Annotated in this window: 13 protein-coding genes; 4 read left to right on the forward strand and 9 right to left on the reverse strand. The window is 72.6% G+C overall.

What is annotated here, in order from left to right:
- Positions 1 to 4 precede the first annotated feature (4 nt).
- The gene (locus ACFYX0_RS18920; RefSeq protein ID WP_388971543.1) at positions 5 to 340 is read right to left on the reverse strand and encodes a hypothetical protein; all 336 of its coding nucleotides are present in this window, start codon (positions 338 to 340) and stop codon (positions 5 to 7) included.
- A 390-nt stretch (positions 341 to 730) separates the two neighbouring features.
- Between ACFYX0_RS18920 and ACFYX0_RS18925 the strand changes: the two genes are divergently transcribed.
- Complete coding sequence (locus ACFYX0_RS18925) at positions 731 to 1537, forward strand: SGNH/GDSL hydrolase family protein (RefSeq protein ID WP_355908834.1); 807 nt, start codon at positions 731 to 733, stop codon at positions 1535 to 1537.
- Between the two features lie 3 nt (positions 1538 to 1540).
- Here ACFYX0_RS18925 and ACFYX0_RS18930 read toward each other — a convergent pair whose 3' ends face one another.
- The 4 genes from ACFYX0_RS18930 to ACFYX0_RS18945 form a co-directional block, all read right to left on the reverse strand.
- Positions 1541 to 3142 carry a serine/threonine-protein kinase gene (locus tag ACFYX0_RS18930; RefSeq protein ID WP_388971545.1) on the reverse strand — a complete coding sequence of 534 codons (1602 nt, stop codon included), beginning with the start codon at positions 3140 to 3142 and terminating at the stop codon, positions 1541 to 1543.
- 63 nt (positions 3143 to 3205) lie between these two features.
- Entirely contained in the window at positions 3206 to 4918 is a 1713-nt protein-coding gene (locus ACFYX0_RS18935; RefSeq protein ID WP_388971547.1) for a sulfite exporter TauE/SafE family protein, read from the reverse strand.
- On the reverse strand, positions 4915 to 6792 hold the full coding sequence (locus tag ACFYX0_RS18940; RefSeq protein ID WP_388971549.1) for a tetratricopeptide repeat protein: 1878 nt from the start codon (positions 6790 to 6792) through the stop codon (positions 4915 to 4917). The genes ACFYX0_RS18935 and ACFYX0_RS18940 overlap by 4 nt, the downstream gene beginning before the upstream one ends.
- A gap of 141 nt (positions 6793 to 6933) precedes the next feature.
- Entirely contained in the window at positions 6934 to 8460 is a 1527-nt protein-coding gene (locus tag ACFYX0_RS18945) for a DUF4331 domain-containing protein (protein WP_388971551.1), read from the reverse strand.
- A 92-nt stretch (positions 8461 to 8552) separates the two neighbouring features.
- Here ACFYX0_RS18945 and ACFYX0_RS18950 point away from each other — a divergent pair, with 92 nt between their 5' ends.
- The 3 genes from ACFYX0_RS18950 to ACFYX0_RS18960 all read left to right on the forward strand — a co-directional run bounded on the left by ACFYX0_RS18950 (position 8553) and on the right by ACFYX0_RS18960 (position 10421).
- A complete protein-coding gene (locus ACFYX0_RS18950; protein WP_388971645.1) occupies positions 8553 to 9209 on the forward strand; it encodes a sigma-70 family RNA polymerase sigma factor in 657 nt (218 codons plus the stop codon).
- Positions 9206 to 10036 carry an anti-sigma factor domain-containing protein gene (locus tag ACFYX0_RS18955; protein WP_388971553.1) on the forward strand — a complete coding sequence of 277 codons (831 nt, stop codon included), beginning with the start codon at positions 9206 to 9208 and terminating at the stop codon, positions 10034 to 10036. Before ACFYX0_RS18950 ends, ACFYX0_RS18955 begins: the two co-directional genes overlap by 4 nt.
- 115 nt (positions 10037 to 10151) lie before the next feature.
- Positions 10152 to 10421 (forward strand): hypothetical protein, encoded by a 270-nt coding sequence (locus ACFYX0_RS18960; protein ID WP_311696739.1) that lies wholly within the window; start codon positions 10152 to 10154, stop codon positions 10419 to 10421.
- 55 nt (positions 10422 to 10476) lie between these two features.
- Here ACFYX0_RS18960 and ACFYX0_RS18965 read toward each other — a convergent pair whose 3' ends face one another.
- The 4 genes from ACFYX0_RS18965 to hmgA all read right to left on the reverse strand — a co-directional run bounded on the left by ACFYX0_RS18965 (position 10477) and on the right by hmgA (position 15099).
- Positions 10477 to 11673: a CaiB/BaiF CoA transferase family protein gene (locus ACFYX0_RS18965; RefSeq protein ID WP_388971555.1), complete on the reverse strand. Its 1197-nt coding sequence runs from the start codon at positions 11671 to 11673 to the stop codon at positions 10477 to 10479.
- Between the two features lie 127 nt (positions 11674 to 11800).
- Positions 11801 to 12970, reverse strand: a complete 1170-nt coding sequence (locus tag ACFYX0_RS18970) for a type ISP restriction/modification enzyme (protein WP_388971558.1) — start codon at positions 12968 to 12970, stop codon at positions 11801 to 11803.
- A gap of 12 nt (positions 12971 to 12982) precedes the next feature.
- Positions 12983 to 13732 (reverse strand): GntR family transcriptional regulator, encoded by a 750-nt coding sequence (locus ACFYX0_RS18975; protein WP_355908858.1) that lies wholly within the window; start codon positions 13730 to 13732, stop codon positions 12983 to 12985.
- A 26-nt stretch (positions 13733 to 13758) separates the two neighbouring features.
- The gene (gene hmgA / locus ACFYX0_RS18980; RefSeq protein WP_388971560.1) at positions 13759 to 15099 is read right to left on the reverse strand and encodes a homogentisate 1,2-dioxygenase; all 1341 of its coding nucleotides are present in this window, start codon (positions 15097 to 15099) and stop codon (positions 13759 to 13761) included.
- Between the last annotated feature and the right edge of the window lie 13 nt (positions 15100 to 15112).

Genomic DNA, 15112 nt, shown 5'->3' on the forward strand with positions numbered 1-15112 from the left:
GTCGTCAGGCCCGTCTTCTCGCCGTACGGCGGCGCTGCCGTCGTACCTGTACCAGCAGGAGAACGAGGGAGCTGATCACGGTCACCGCGAGGATCCCGCCGGTGACCGACCATCGGTGCACCGCCAGCATGCCCTGGGCGATGAGCAGGTCGATCGTGATCGCTCCCGCCACGGACACCACGGTGCGGGGCCAGGGTTGCAGCCCCCGCAGGGCGGTGCCGACGGCCGTTGCCGGCGCGGCGAGCAGGAAGAACAGCGTGAACGGGCCGCGCAGTGGTGAGTCCGAGCCGGCCAGCGCGAGGATCGCGCCGACGCCCGCGACGGCTACCGCCGCACCCACGAGCAGCGGGAACAGGTCCCTCCCCGGATCCTGTCCCGGCCCCCCGTCCTCGTCTGACGAAGGTGGCTTGATGCGTAAGGTCTGCATTGGCGACTTTGCCCCCCGAAGCGCCGGATGCCGGGCTTCAATGTCGCGCAGCGAAGAGGGGGCCGTCAAGATGCGGAAGCGGGGCGCACGGGTTCTTGGCCTGCTCTAAACATGTGTTCCCTTCCGGGCGTGGCGACCTCCGGAGGTCTTCTGTCATGTGCTTGCCATACGTGCACGCGGGGCGACGGCGAACGCCCGGGACGGGTTGGATGAATTGCGAAACAGTCTTGGCATGGACACTTCCAGTCAACCCGCGTAGCTGCTACCACGGTTGAGGCAGAGATCCTGCTAAAGGGAGGTTCCATGAGACGTTCCCGAATTGCGGCGTATGTGACTTCGCTCCTCCTTGCGGTCGGCCTCGTCCTCACCGGGGCTGCCGCGGCGCAGGCGTCATCACTCGCCGCGGCCGGCGGCTACGTCGCCCTCGGCGACTCCTATGCGTCCGGCGTCGGCGCCGGCAGCTACATCAGTTCCAGCGGCAGTTGCGACCGCAGCACGAATGCCGCTCCGTATCTGTGGCAGGCCGCCCACGCGCCCGCCTCGTTCAGCTTCCTCGCCTGCTCGGGCGCCAAGACCACCGACGTCCTCAGCAACCAGCTCGGCACCCTGAGCTCCGCCACCAGCCTCGTGTCCATCACCATCGGCGGCAACGACGCCGGATTCTCCGACGTCATGACGACCTGTGTGCTCCAGTCCGACAGCTCCTGCCTCTCGCGCATCGCCACCGCGAAGGCCTACGTCGACTCCACCCTGCCCGGCCAGCTGGACGCCGTGTACTCGGCGATCAGTTCCAGGGCCCCCTCCGCCCATGTGGTCGTGCTGGGCTACCCGCGCTTCTACAAGCTCGGCACCACCTGCGTCGGGCTGTCCGACACCAAGCGTTCCGCGATCAACGGCGCCGCCGACTACATCGACGCCGCGATCGCCAAGCGCGCCGCCGACCACGGCTTCACCTTCGGCGACGTGCGCACCACCTTCAGCGGCCACGAGATCTGCTCGAGCGACTCCTGGCTGCACAGCGTCGACTGGCTGGACATCGGCCAGTCCTACCACCCCACCGCGGCCGGGCAGTCCGGCGGCTATCTGCCGGTGCTCACCAACGCGGCCTGAGGGTCACGAACTCGAGGGGGAGGCCCCGCCCGTCGGGGTCTCCGTCTCACAGGTCACCGTGAACGGCACGGTGCCGGACGTGACCTGCACCGGAGAGCGCACCTCCACACCGATCGCGTTGTGCACCGAACCCGCCGGGTCGTACGTCGTGACGACGACCTGCCGCTGCTTGGTCCTCTTCCCGCCCGCCGGGAAGGACAGCGTCTTCCAGCCCGGGTCCGACACCTGTCCCGAGGTCGTGACCCAGCGGTACGACACCTCCGCCGGGACGCTCCCCACCGTGAACGTCGCCGTGAACGTGGGCGCCTGGGCGTCCGGCGGCGGACAGGTCCCGGAGTAGTCGGTGTGCGTCCCCGTGACCGTCACCTGCACCGACTGGGCGGACGGACTCGTCGTGTGCCCACTCCCGCCGCCCGCCGAGGAGGCGCCGGTGGGCCCCGGGCCCGCTCCCGTGCTCCGCCCCGGACTGCTCGTGCTCCCGCCGCCCGCGGTGTCGCTGTGCGGGGCACCACTGCCCGTCGTGGAGCCGCCGCTGCCGTCGTTGTGGTGCACCAGCCCGTACGTCAGTCCCGCCAGGGCGAGCGCGAGCACGGCCAGACCCGCCACCAGGACCACGGCAGCACGGCGGTTGCGCCGCGGCGGCGCGTATTGCGCGGGGTGGCCGGGCCCGGTCGCACCGACGGGGGCGGGCGTGGGCAGCGGGGGAGTCGGGGAACCGCCCGGGAACGCCGCGACCGTCGGCGCGTAGGAGGAGGCGGGGGTGCCCGTGCGCGGGGTGCCGCCCGCGCCGATGATCCGCAGGTCCCGCTCGGCCTGCTCGGCCGGGATGCGCTCGGCCGGGTCCTTGCGCAGCAGCCCCTCGATGACCGGTGCCAGGGGACCGGCCCGGCGCGGCGGCGGCAACTCCTCGTCCACGACGGCCCGCAGCGTGCTCAGCGGTGTGTTCTGCCGGAACGGGGAGTTGCCCTCGACGGCCGCGTACAGCAGCACGCCCAGCGACCACAGATCGGACTCCGGGCCCGGTGTCCGCCCGAGCGCCCGCTCCGGGGCGAGGAACTCGGGCGAGCCGATGACCTCGCCGGTCATGGTCAGCGCCGAACTGCCCTCGACGGTGGCGATGCCGAAGTCGGTCAGGACCACCCGGTCGTCGTTCGAGAGCAGCACGTTGGCCGGCTTGACGTCGCGGTGCAGTACCCCCGCCGCGTGCGCGGCGCGCAGGGCGGAGAGCACCTCGGCGCCGATGTACGCCGCCCACTGCGGGGAGACCGGCCCCTCCGCGTCCAGCAGGTCCGACAGCGCGATGCCGCGGATCAGCTCCATCACGATCCACGGGCGTCCGTCCTGATGGGCCACGTCATAGACCGTCACCACATTGCGGTTCGCCACCCGGGCCGCCGCCCAGGCCTCGCGCTCCAGCCGGGTGTACATGCGCTCCACCTCGGCCGCCGGAAGACCGGCGGGGGCGCGCACCTCCTTGACGGCGACCTCGCGGTGCAGCACCTCGTCGCGTGCCCGCCACACCGTTCCCATCCCGCCCTCACCGAGGGGGGAGAGCAGCCGGTAGCGACCCGCGATCACACGTTCACGGCCCGGTTCTTCGGACACGGGCGTCCCCCATTCGCATCCGATCGTCGTATCCACTCCGCGTGATTTCTCCCCAAAAGTAGCTCAACCGAGTGCGGATGCCGCCCCCTTGAACACCAGTCCGGCCCCGAGGACCACGACCACGAACGCGGACCCCAGGGGCGCGGTCCTGCGCACCAGCGCCGCCGTCGGGCCGCGGGTCCAGCCGGGCCGTCGGTCCAGCACCCGGTTCACCCCGCTGCCCAGCTTGACCACCGCGAACCCCGCCGCGGTCAGCGTCAGGGCGAGCCCGACGCCGTAGGCGACGACGAGCAGCAGACCGAACCAGGCCTGGCCGAGTGCCGCGGCGCCGACCAGGACCACGACGGCGGACGGACTGGGCACGAGCCCGCCGGCGAAGCCGAGCAGGATCGTGCCGCGGAGGGTCGGGGCGACGGGGTGGGTGTGGGTGCTGCCGCCGTGGGTGTGGGGGATGCCGTGGGCGTGGTCGTGCGCGTGGTCGTGGTCGTGCGGGTGGGCACGGTCGTGCGGGTGGGCACGGTCGTGGTCGTGGTCGTGGTCGTGCGCGCTCGCGTGATCGGTGTGTGCGTGGTCGTGCGCCTGGCCCGCCTGAGCGCCGACGCGCGCGCCCGCGTGCGCGTGTACGCGCTGATGGGCGTGCTCGTACTCGTGCTCGTGCGCGTGGTCCTGGTCATGGTCGTGGCTGTGACTGTGGCCGTGCTCGTGTCCGTGGTCATGACTGTGGCCGTGGTCGTGCACCGGGGCCCGGTTGCGCCATGCCCTGCGGACGAGTTGCGCGCCGGCCGCGGTGACCAGGACGCCGCTGGCCAGGCCCAGCCAGGCGATCACCGAGGGAGCCGCCGCGGAGCCCGCCGTGACCAGCAGGCCCAGCGCTACCACCCCGAGGGTGTGGGTGACCGTCACGGAGGCGGCCAGCGGCATGACGTCCCTGAGCCTCGCCCGGCCGCCGCGGGCCGCCGCGCTGGCGGCCATCAGGGTCTTGCCGTGGCCGGGCGCCAGCGCGTGCATCGCCCCCAGGCCGATCGCGATGAGCAGGGCGAGCGCGGCGAAGCCGACGGTCAGATGGTGCTGCGCTACAAGGTTGTTGAGCGCCTCGGTCCACCGGTCGGCACCACGCGGCAGTACGGCGGCGGCAGGCGCGTCCCGACGGTCGTCGACGAGGGCGGCACCGCCCGGACGCACCCGCAGGGAGGCCTTGACGGTGTCGGCCGGAGAGGAGAGCAGATCCTTGGGGTAGCTGGTCAGTTCGTGGGACACGGACGTCTTCGGCACGTCGGTGCCGGTGAGCGTCATACGGTCGCCGCGCGCGGTGATCTCCCGCCAGCTGGGCCCGGTGGTCGCGCCCGCGCTGTGAAAGGAGAGGGCCACGGTCTTGCCCTTGGGCAGCGGCGCCCTGAGGGCGCACTCCACCCGCAGGGTGTGCAGCCCCGCCTGACCGGGCCGCAGTTGGGCCCGGCTCGGACCGACGGTCAGCGGCACCGCGTGTCCGTCGACGCTCAGGGTGCTGCCCGCCGCGGCCGTGGCGCACCTGCGCCGCGCCCACTCGGACAGACCGAGCTTCTCCAGGTCAGGCCGGGCCTGGGTGGCCGGGATCTCCGCGAGGTCCTCGACATGGTCGATCCGCAGCTGCCCGGGGGCGGCGACCAGGCCGTCGTACCGGTTGACGGTGAAGTTGCCGAGCGGGTGGGCGCTCGCGGCGCCCGCGGGCACCAGGACCAGCGCGCAGGCGGCCGTGAGGGCGGCGGCGCCCGCAGCGGCGACACGACGCAGACTCACTTCATCGCCTCCAGGGCCTTGCGGGCCTCACGCGCACCCAGCGGGGAGAACCCCGCGTTGAGGCGCAGGGCCTTGGTGAGCGAGGCGCGGGCCTGGTCCGTCCGGCCGACGGCGCGCTCGATCATGCCGCGGTGGTAGATGAAGGACGCGTTGTGGTAGCCGGTGGCCGTGGCGTGCTGGGCGTAGGGGAGGGCCTCCCGGTCGCGGCCGTTCACATGCAGGGCCCAGGCGAGGGCGTCCGCGGTGTGCACGGTGTGGCGGCGCGCCCACTCGGCCCGGGCGGCCTTGAGCGCGGCCGCGTGGTCGCCGTGGTCGGCGGCGGCGAGCGCGGTGTCGAGGTCGGCGTTGACGCCGTTGGCGCGGGCGAGTGAGACCCAGGCGTCGACCAGGGCGTACTGGTCGCGGGCCTTGTCCCGGTCGCCCTCCTTGCCGCGTGCCTCGTACAGCTCGCCCAGCTCCACCAGCGGCTGGGGCAGCGGATAGCGGTCCACGACCAGCTCCATGCCCCGGATCGCGTCGGCGGTGTCGCCCTGGCCCGCCTGGGCGCGGGCCCGGCCCTCCAGCGCGGGGAGGTAGTTCTCGTCGGCGGCCAGGGCGCGCGCGTAGCGGTCGAGGGCGGTCTTGTAGTCGCCCTGGTTCCAGGCGAGCTGGCCGAGCGCGCTGGCCACGTACGCGATGTCGCCGCGGCTCGTGGCCGTGCTCAGGGCCTGCTCCAGGACGCGGCGGGCGGTGCCCACGTCGCCGCGCAGTTCGTGCACATAGGCGTAGCGGGTGAAGACGGGGACGCCCGGGCGGCGCGAGTCCGCCAGGTCGGCGGCCTTCGAGGCGTCGGCGTAGCGGCCGAGTTCGACGAGCGCGTCGATCCGGGAGGACAGGGCGCGCTCGCTGTACGGGTTCTGCTTCAGGGCGAGATCGGCGTACTTCAGGGCGCCGGTGAAGTCGTGGCGGGCGGCGGCGAGGGCGGCGCGGCCGGCGAGCGCGGGGTCGTTGTCCGGGCGGATCGCCAGCGAACGGTTCAAGGCGCGTTCCGCCTGCGGGTAGCGGGAGGGGTCGCCCTTGGTGCGCGCCTGTTCGACGTAGGCCAGTCCGAGCGTCGCCCAGCTGCCGTAGTCCCGTGGCTGGGCGCGGAGTTGGGCCTGCAGGGCCCGGATGCTCGTGTCGAGGTCGCCGCCGGCGAGGAGTTCGGGGGAGACCGCGCCGGGCATGGACGCCACCCGCGCGGTACGGCCGCTGTCCCGTACGGCACTGACGACGACGGCACCCGCGGTAAGCGCGACGGCCAACGACGCGGCACAGAGCCCGAGCTGCACGGCCCGCCAGCGCCGCCCGGCCGCGGAGAACCGCCGCAGGGCGCTCACGCGCTCATCGCCGCCGGCGGCTTCGGAGGCGGCGATGTCCACCGCGTCCACCGCGGCGGTATCGGCCGCTTCCGGGGACGGCGCGGCGTCCGCGTGGGGCGCCCCGTCCGCGGCCGGGCCGTCGGCCGTCTCCGCCGGCTCGGCCGGACCGCAGGACGCGGCCGGGTCGATCGCGGGAGCGGAGGGCGCGGCCCCGTCCTCCGACGGTTCCGCGGCGGCCGGTCCGGCATGGGGGCCCGGGCCGACCGCCTCGTCGTCGCTCTCCGTCCGCTCCGCCGCCGGCCCGGTGTCCTGCGCCGGACCGTCGGCCGCAGGACCGACTCCGTCCGGCGCAACCGGCGTGGCGCCCGGCGCCTTCGTGCCGGACGCCTCGGCGTGCGCGCCGCGCGGTCCGGCGCTCGGGGCGCCCTCCTCGGGCGTGGTCTCCGCCGCGCGCAGCGTCGGTGACGTCGGCTCGGCCTCGGGCCGGCCGCCGCGCCCGCTCTCCGGCGCGCTCTGGTTCTTACGCGGGGACATGCCCTCTCCTCAATCTCCTGGACGGAAACGGTCGTTGTCGGACGGGGAGCGGCGCGGCCCGCGCCGTGGGGGATGGATGGGGTACGGGCCGCGCCGGTCGGGGAGACGGCACCGGAGGACCGGTCCCGTCGGTGGGGCGGGTCAGTACGCCCGGTACTGGGACCGGCGGCGCCACCACAGCAGCCCGGTGCCGACCAGCAGGACGCCGCCCGCACCCGCGGCCGCGGAGGTCGCGATCAGCGTGGTGTCGGGGCCGTTGGAACCGGTCGCCATCAGACCGTCACCCAGCTGGTTGCGCACGCTGTTGCCGGTGCCCTTGGCCACCGGACCGCGCGAGCCCGAGGTCGGGTCGGCGAGGTACGGGAAGGAGTGCCCGAACTTCTGGTCGTTGGCGTTGACCGAGTCGCCCAGGTCGTTCTTGGAGCCGACCAGCTCGCCCTCCATCACCTGGAGCGCCTCGTCGATCACGTCGTCGGTGAGCCGGCGCCCGTTGGGGAAGCCCGCGTTGTCACCGTCCAGCACACCCAGCCGCTTCGGGGAGGCGGTCGGCTTGATCGAGGTGTTGAGCCGCAGCTCCTCCGCCGGCTTGACCGACGGCGGCTGGTTGAGGCCCTTCACGCCCTTCAGGAACACGTCCACCAGGTCGTTGCGCGGCTCCTTCGGCGCCTTGATCTTGTAGATCGCCTCGATGAGCTTCGGCAGCTCCGGGTTGGTCACGTTCTTCAGGAACTGCGCGTCGTACGCGGGCGAGGAGGCGTTGAACTTGTCCTTGTCCTTCTGCGGGTTGACGACCTCGTTCACCAGCGGGTTGCCCAGACGCGAGACCTGCGACCAGTCGCCCCGGGCGTCCTTGCGCTGGACCGTCGACCAGATGCCGACGACCGGCTGGTGCGCCGACTGGCGGATGTAGTCGTTCGGCACCTGGATCGCGAGGGAGTTGACGTTGTAGCCCTTGAGGGTGTCGTTGCCGACCTCGGAGAGGTTGCCGCCGTACAGCAGGTCGAACACGCGCAGGTCCGCGAAGAAGGGGTCGTCCGCCTGGCCGGCGAACGACGTGGCGTCGCCCGTGAGCTTGTAGACGGCCTGGTTGCGCAGCTTGTCGTAGTTCGGCATCGACGCCTTGCCGACGTTCGACGGGGCGACCGGCACGTTGTCCGCGATCCTCGTCTTCGAGACGAGCTTCTCCTTGTGCAGCTTGATCAGGTCGATGTTGTACGTCTGTGTGACGTTGAGGTCGGGGTCGTCGAGGCTGTCGACCTGACCCGTGTTGTAGAGGAACGTGTTCTTGTTCTTGACGTGCGTCTTGAACGTGTAGCGGAAGATCAGGTCGCTCTGCGCGTCACCGTCGTTGTCGACGTGGATGTCGTACTGCGCGTCGTCCGCGAACGTGTAGAAGTTCGGGCCGCCCGCCGGCTCCTCGAACGGGATGAAGTTCGCGATGACCGTCGTCGTGTCCGGCTTGTCGGGGCTCACGAACGCGTACAGGTCGGTGTTGTCGTACTGCGGCTGCCCCGAGATGAGCGGAGCCTCCCTGTGGGAGGAGGCGGAGGCCGCCCCCGGTTCCAGCGCGGCCACGCCGGCGGCCGCGAGCCCGCCGGCGGCCAGCGCACCGGAGATGAGGGTCGCGATGCTCCTGCGTCCCGCGCCGTTCCTGGAGATAGGTGTCATGCCGTCCGTCCTCAGTGCCAACTTGCCTGACGCACCGGGATTCGGAGCGCCCTCCGAGGCGGATTGGTGGATCTCGAAAAATCTTTTTCTGCCTGCTCGACCCGCGTTTTCGGCCTGCTGCTCCGTATCTCTTCCGAAGGGGTGGACGCAGTGCGTGCCACAGTCGGGCGAGCAGGCCGTACGCGGCGGCGGAGAGGGCGGTACGAGTGGAGGCGGACGAGCTTCTGGTCCTCGTGGCCGGAGGTGACCAGAAGGCCTTCGAGGAGCTGTACGGGCTGGTGTCCGGGCCGGTGTTCGGCCTGGTCCGCAGGGTCGTACGGGATCCGGCGCAGTCGGAGGAGGTGTCCCAGGAGGTGCTGCTCGAACTGTGGCGCTCCGCCCCCCGGTTCGACCCCGGCCGCGGCAGCGCTCTGTCGTGGATCCTCACCCTGGCCCACCGCCGTGCCGTCGACCGGGTGCGCAGCGTCCGCGCCGCCGGCGAACGCGAGCAGCGCGAGGCCCGGCGCGCCCACCCCCCTGCCTTCGACCATGTCGCCGAGGAGGTGGAGGCCGGCCTGGAGCGGGAGTGGGTGCGCCGCTGCCTGGACCGCCTCACCGCTCTGCAGCGACAGTCCGTCACACTCGCCTACTACGACGGTTACACGTACCGTGAGGTCGCCGAGCGGCTCTCGCTGCCGCTCGGCACGGTAAAGACGCGGATGCGCGACGGACTCACCCGGCTGCGCGAATGCCTGGGAGGAGTCGCATGAGTTTCCTCGACCGCCTGTTGCGCCGCGAGGACCTGCACTCCCTGGCGGCTCCCTACGCCCTCGACGCGCTGGAGCCCGCGGAGCGCGTGCGCTTCGAGAAGCACCTCGCGGGCTGCGAGCGCTGCGCCGCCGAGGTGCGGGCCCTGTCCGAGGACGCCGTGCGCCTCGCCTGGTCCACGAACGCGCTGGCCCCGCCCGGGCTGCGCGGCCGGGTGCTGACCGCCGTGCGCACCATCCCCCAGGACCCCGCGCCCACGCCCGCGTACGACGCGATCGGGTCCCACACCCGGCATCTGCCGCCGCATGTCTGGGGAGCCGCCCCGCCGCCCGAGCGCGCCCGTGCGCCCCGGATGCGCCCTCTGTTCGCCCCGTTCGCCACCGCCACGGCCGCGGCGGCCCTCGTCGTCGCCGCGCTGTTCGCGGTGCAGGCGACGCAGACGCAGCACACCCTCGACGCCGAGCGTGCGCAGGCGCGTGAGATCGCCCACGTTCTTGCCGCGCCCGACGCCCGGTCGACCAACGACCGGGACGCCAGGGGCCGAGGAATCGGAGTAATCGCGTCCGCATCCGAGGGGCGCGCCGTCATCACCCTGAGCGGACTCGATGCGCCACCGAGCGGGCGTGTGCATCAGCTCTGGCTCATGCGCCCCAACGTGCAACCACGCTCCCTCGGACTGTTCCATGGCGACACGCCCCTGGTCGCGAGCGGGCTGAGCAAGTCGGCGACGTCACTCGCCGTGACGGTGGAGCCCGACGGGGGCTCACCGCAGCCCACCAGCCAGCCAGTTGTCCAACTCGCCCTGCAATCCGTCGGATTCGGAGAGTAGCTGTCAACCCCCTTACGGAGAAGGTGAATCCTGCGCCCGTGATACACGCGTGCCCCGAGGGGGCGATAGGGTTAGCCTGCCCGGGCCGGGTGGACTCGTACGGGTGGGGAGTGACATGGAACAGATAACAGTGCGCAGCAGGGCGAGGGTCCCTGCGATCACGTGCGGGAGCAGTGCGACCAGCGCGCGCCTCGACCGCCATCTCTCGGTGCTGGCAGGTCCTGCCGTGCCGCAGCGTGAGACGGCCGAGGCGACGTCCCTGATGCGGGAGCTGACCGCACGTGGCCCCGCGCACGAGCGCAGCGGAAGGGGTGCGCGCGTGAGCAAGGTCTCGCTCTTCGCGCCGCTGCGCCGCCTGCGTCGTACGCTGTTCGGCGGGCGCTGAGCGCCACCGGCGTTGCTCATGGCGCCCCCGCCGCGGGCGCTCGCAAGGCCCGCGCTCAGGCCGCCACACCGTCCCGGCGCAACGCTGCGATCTCGTCGTCCGTCATCCCCACGGCATGCAGCAGCGCCTCGGTGTGCTCCCCGAGCGCGGGCACGTCCCCCATCCGTGCCTCGTTCCCGCCCGGCAGCGTGATCGGTGGCAGCAGTGCCCTGAGCGTCCCCACCTCAGTCCCCACCCCCCGCCATCGCTCCCGGGCCGCCAGCTGCGGATGCGCGGCCAGCTCCCGCAGATCTCTCAGACGTGCGCACGCGATGCCCGCCCCCTCCAGCCGGGCCATCGCCTCGTCGGCGTCCAGTGCGCCCAGCGCCTTCGCGACGAGCGCGTCCGTGCGTTCCCGGTGGGCCACCCGTGCCGCGTTCATGGCGTACGCCGGGTCGTCCCCCAGCTCCGGCTGCCCGAGCACCTGCTCGGCGAGGCGCCGCCACTCCCGGTCGTTCTGCACCGACAGCAGCACCCGGCCGCCGTCCGCCGTCGGATAGGCGTCGTAGGGAGCGATGACGGCGTGCGCCAGACCCGTGCGCGCCGGTGGCGTGCCGTCATGCATCGTGTGGTGCAGCGGATGGCCCATCCACTCCGCCAGCGCCTCCAGCATGGAGATCTCCACCGGGCCGCCGCGCCCGGTCGTGCCCCGCCGGAGGAGCGCCGCGAGCACCCCGGAGAACGCGTACATGGCCGCCGCGATGTCGGCCGCCGGAATGCCGGCCTTGACGGGCTGCCCGGGCGTCCCGGTCACGGACACCAGCCCCGCCTCGCACTGCACGAGCATGTCGTACGCCCGCTTGTCCGCGTACGGCCCGGACGCCCCGTAGCCCGAGATGTCCACGGCCACCAGTCGCGGGTGCGCCGCGCACAGCGTGGCCGCGTCCAGGCCGAGGCGGGCCGCGGCCCCCTGGGCCAGGTTCTGCACGAACACGTCCGCGTCCGCGATCAGCCGCCGTACGACGTCCAGGCCCCGCGGATCCTTCAGGTCCAGGGCGATCGACTCCTTGCCGCGGTTGCACCACACGAAGTGCGAGGCCAGACCGCGGGCGGCGGTGTCGTAGCCGCGCGCGAAGTCACCGCCGTCGACCCGCTCGACCTTGATCACCCGAGCGCCGAGATCGGCGAGCTGACGGGTGGCGAAGGGGGCCGAGACGGCCTGCTCGACGGCGACGACGGTGAGGCCCTCCAGGGGCAACGGAAGAAGGTCCATGGGCGGGATCATGACCCGCGGAGGGCGGCGTTGTCAGCAGGCCGGCACCGAGGTCACGCGCCTCGTCGACCGGCGGGCCGGAGAGCGGGGGCGCGTGCCCCGGCCGCGCACGCGGCCTGGCGGGGCACTACAGCAGCACGAACTGCCCCTCCGGGCCCTCCTCGTGGTGGTCGAGCACGGAGGCGGGGACCCGGGCCGCGTCCGGGACCGGCAGCACGCCCGCCGCGCGCAGATCCCCGGCCGTGATCGGTTCACCGGGCGTCAATTCCTCCCGCGCCGGGTCCAGTTCCGCGAGCAGCGCCAGCACCGTGATCAGTTCCAGCAGCTCCGAGGTCCAGGTCTGCGGCCAGGTCACGGGGCGGATCGCCGTCAGTGTGCCGGGCTCGCCCTGCGCGGTGCGGGCCGCGAACCACTGCTCCAGGACCCGGACCCCGCCCGCCTCGAACTCCCAGGCCTGCCTCGGCACCGGGGAGATGCGCCCCTCGTCGAGATGGAGGGTCTCCTCGTCGGGGTCGTAGTGCAGGGTCAGGGGCCGGGAGGGCAGCGGGGCGCGGACGTACGGGCGGCGGCCGCCCGGCAGTTTGGGGCGCTCGCCGTCGCGTCGCATCAGCCACAGCAGGCGCCGGCCCAGCTCCACACCACGGGAGAAGTGCTCGGGGCTCGCGGTGAGGGGCACGGCGAGCCCGTCCGGTCCGGGGCGCGTCATCGCCGTGATCCAGGCGAGGACGTCCACCGGGGCGGGCCTCGTGCCCAGCCGGCCGTGCAGATGCTCCAGGAGGCCGGGCGCCAGATTGGGTTCCGTGCCGCCGGGGCGGCGGTACAGCGGGCGGATGCAGCCGGGGCGCAGCAGCGGCAGCAGGGACGTCGCGAGCAGGGCGGGGCCGCCCGTGTCCGCCGCCGTCTCCACCACGAACACCTGGTGCTCGTCCGCGACCCGCCACAGCTCGGGGCGGGCCACATCGATGAGGCGGTGGTCGGGGATCAGCCACTGCTCGTCGAAGGGCGCCGCCAGCACGCGCACCGGCTGCGGGCAGGGACCGGCGGCGCGCGCCAGCTTCTCCGTGCCGCTGGACTGGCCCGGCAGCTGTCCGACCGCCGAGTTGAGCGTGCGGGAGCGCGTCGGCTCGAACAGCGCCTCACGGTCGGGCCCCTCGGCCTTCACCAGGGCGTCCCACCGCGCCTTCAGACAGGCCGCGTCGGGCGCCGACGGCCAGGCACGGCCCGGCCGCACGGGTGCGACGGACCACGGCATGAGGTCCGCGAGCAGCGGTGCGTCGTCGTGCGTCACGCCGGGCATCGTACGACGTGCTCAGGTGGCCTCGAGGGTGACCGTGAAGGAGAAGCGGTCCCCCCGGTAGTGGATCACCGCCACGTCCAGGGCCCGCCCGCAGGTGTCGTAGGTGACACCCGTGTAGTGCAGGATCGGGCTGAGCAGCGGGACGTCGAGCAACTGGGCCGTCTCCGGGTCCGCGAGCCGCGCCTCGACCGTGTCCGTGATGCGGCTGATGTCCGCGCCGGCCACGTCCCGCAGCACCTTGGTCATCGGCCAGCGCAGCAGATCCTCGCGGTCGATGCGCTCCGCCAGCTCGGGACGGACGTAGTTGCGGGCGTGGTTGGTGGGTTCGCCGGTCTTCTCGTCGCTGCGCAGCCGGTGATACGTCGCCACCTCGCGCAGATCCGGGAAGTGCTCGGCCAGTTCGGCCGGCACCGGGCCCGTGCCCCGGTCCAGCAGCTCGGTCGTCATACCGGACTGCTGGGCCACGATCGCGTCCACCGAGCCCAGCAGCCGCACCGGGGTGCCTCTTCTCGCACTGGGCTCGATGAACGTGCCGCGCCGGCGATGGCGGCTGATCAGGCCCTCGTCCTCCAGCTCCTTCAGCGCCTGCCGCATGGTCAGCACGCTCACCCCGTAGTGCCCGGCCAACTGCTCCTCGGTGGGCAGGCGCAGCGGGTCCTGGGGCGAGCGGCCGAGTATCGAGGCGCGCAGTGACTGCGACACCTGGTACCAGAGCGGCAGCTTGCGGTTCAGAACGATCGAGTCGGGGGCAAAGGAGGTCACGGGCTATCCGTACCGGTCGACGGCGCTCAGTGCAACGGGCGGTAGTGACGTTCGAGACCTCGCCACACCTCGTCGTACCCGTGTTGCAGGTGCTCGGCGCGGGCCGCGTGCGGTGTCAGGGTCACCGGCCAGCGGGTCTCGAACATGAACGCCAGTCCGTCGTCGATCTTGTGCGGCCGCAGCTCGGCCGCGCTCGCCCGCTCGAACGTCTCCCGGTCCGGACCGTGCGCCGACATCATGTTGTGCAGCGAGCCCCCGCCCGGTACGAAGCCCTCCGCCTTGGCGTCGTAGGCGCCCTCGACGAGCCCCATGTACTCGCTCATCACGTTCCGGTGGAAGTACGGCGGCCGGAAGGTGTTCTCACCCACCAGCCAGCGCGGCGCGAAGACCACGAAGTCGACGCCCGCCAGTCCGGGGGTGTCGCTCGGCGAGGTCAGCACCGTGAAGATGGACGGGTCGGGGTGGTCGTAGCTGATGCTGCCGATCACATTGAAGCGGCGCAGGTCGTAGACGTACGGCACATGGTTTCCGTGCCAGGCGACGACATCGAGCGGCGAGTGGTCGTAGACGGCCGACCAGAGGTTGCCGCAGAACTTGTTCACCACCTCGACCGGCCCCTCGACGTCCTCGTATGCCGCGACCGGCGCACGGAAGTCACGGGCGTTCGCCAGGCCGTTGGCGCCGATCGGGCCGAGGTCGGGCAGCTGGAAGGGGGCGCCGTAGTTCTCGCAGACGTAGCCACGGGCCGTCGGGCCCTCGCCGCCGTCGGAGCCCGTGTCGAGCAGTTCCACACGGAAGCGGACACCGCGCGGGACGAGCGCCACCTCGCCGGGTTCCGCATGCAGCATCCCGAACTCGGTGTGCAGCAGCAGCCCGCCGCGCTCCGGCACGATCAGCAGCTCGCCGTCCGCGTCGCTGAAGACCCGGTCCATGGAGGCGTTGGCGTGATAGAGGTGCACGGCCATGCCGGTGCGCAGGGTGGCGTCGCCGTTGCCGCCGAGGGTCCACAGCCCGGCGAGGAAGTCCGTGCCCGCCGCCGGCTCGGGCAGCGGGTTCCAGCGCAGCCGGTTGGGGTCGGGCACCGCCTCCGTGAAGGGCGCCGAGCGCAGCGTGCCGTTGTCGGCGCGGGTGAACGCCGGGTGGGCCGCCGAGGGGCGGATGCGATACAGCCACGAACGCCGGTTGTGCGCCCTCGGCTCGGTGAACGCCGTCCCGCTCAACTGCTCCGCGTACAGCCCGAGCGGGGCGCGCTGCGGGGAGTTGCGGCCCTCGGGCAGCGCGCCCGGCACCGCCTCCGAGCTGTGCTCGTTGCCGAAACCGGAGAGATACGACAGCCCCTCCGCGGTCTTCCTCGCGTCCCCGTTCATCACCGCTCCCTGG

The sequence above is a fragment of the Streptomyces sp. NPDC002573 genome (assembly GCF_042889625.1).
GTDB lineage: Bacteria > Actinomycetota > Actinomycetes > Streptomycetales > Streptomycetaceae > Streptomyces > Streptomyces gibsoniae.

Bases quoted from the DNA above. Each gene is read 5' to 3' on its own strand.
- ACFYX0_RS18925 (WP_355908834.1), top strand. From the start codon at position 731: ATGAGACGTTCCCGAATTGCGGCGTATGTGACTTCGCTCCTCCTTGCG.
- ACFYX0_RS18940 (WP_388971549.1), bottom strand. From the start codon at position 6,792: ATGTCCCCGCGTAAGAACCAGAGCGCGCCGGAGAGCGGGCGCGGCGGC.
- ACFYX0_RS18945 (WP_388971551.1), bottom strand. From the start codon at position 8,460: ATGACACCTATCTCCAGGAACGGCGCGGGACGCAGGAGCATCGCGACC.
- ACFYX0_RS18955 (WP_388971553.1), top strand. From the start codon at position 9,206: ATGAGTTTCCTCGACCGCCTGTTGCGCCGCGAGGACCTGCACTCCCTG.
- ACFYX0_RS18960 (WP_311696739.1), top strand. From the start codon at position 10,152: ATGGAACAGATAACAGTGCGCAGCAGGGCGAGGGTCCCTGCGATCACG.
- ACFYX0_RS18965 (WP_388971555.1), bottom strand. From the start codon at position 11,673: ATGGACCTTCTTCCGTTGCCCCTGGAGGGCCTCACCGTCGTCGCCGTC.
- ACFYX0_RS18970 (WP_388971558.1), bottom strand. From the start codon at position 12,970: ATGCCCGGCGTGACGCACGACGACGCACCGCTGCTCGCGGACCTCATG.
- hmgA (WP_388971560.1), bottom strand. From the start codon at position 15,099: ATGAACGGGGACGCGAGGAAGACCGCGGAGGGGCTGTCGTATCTCTCC.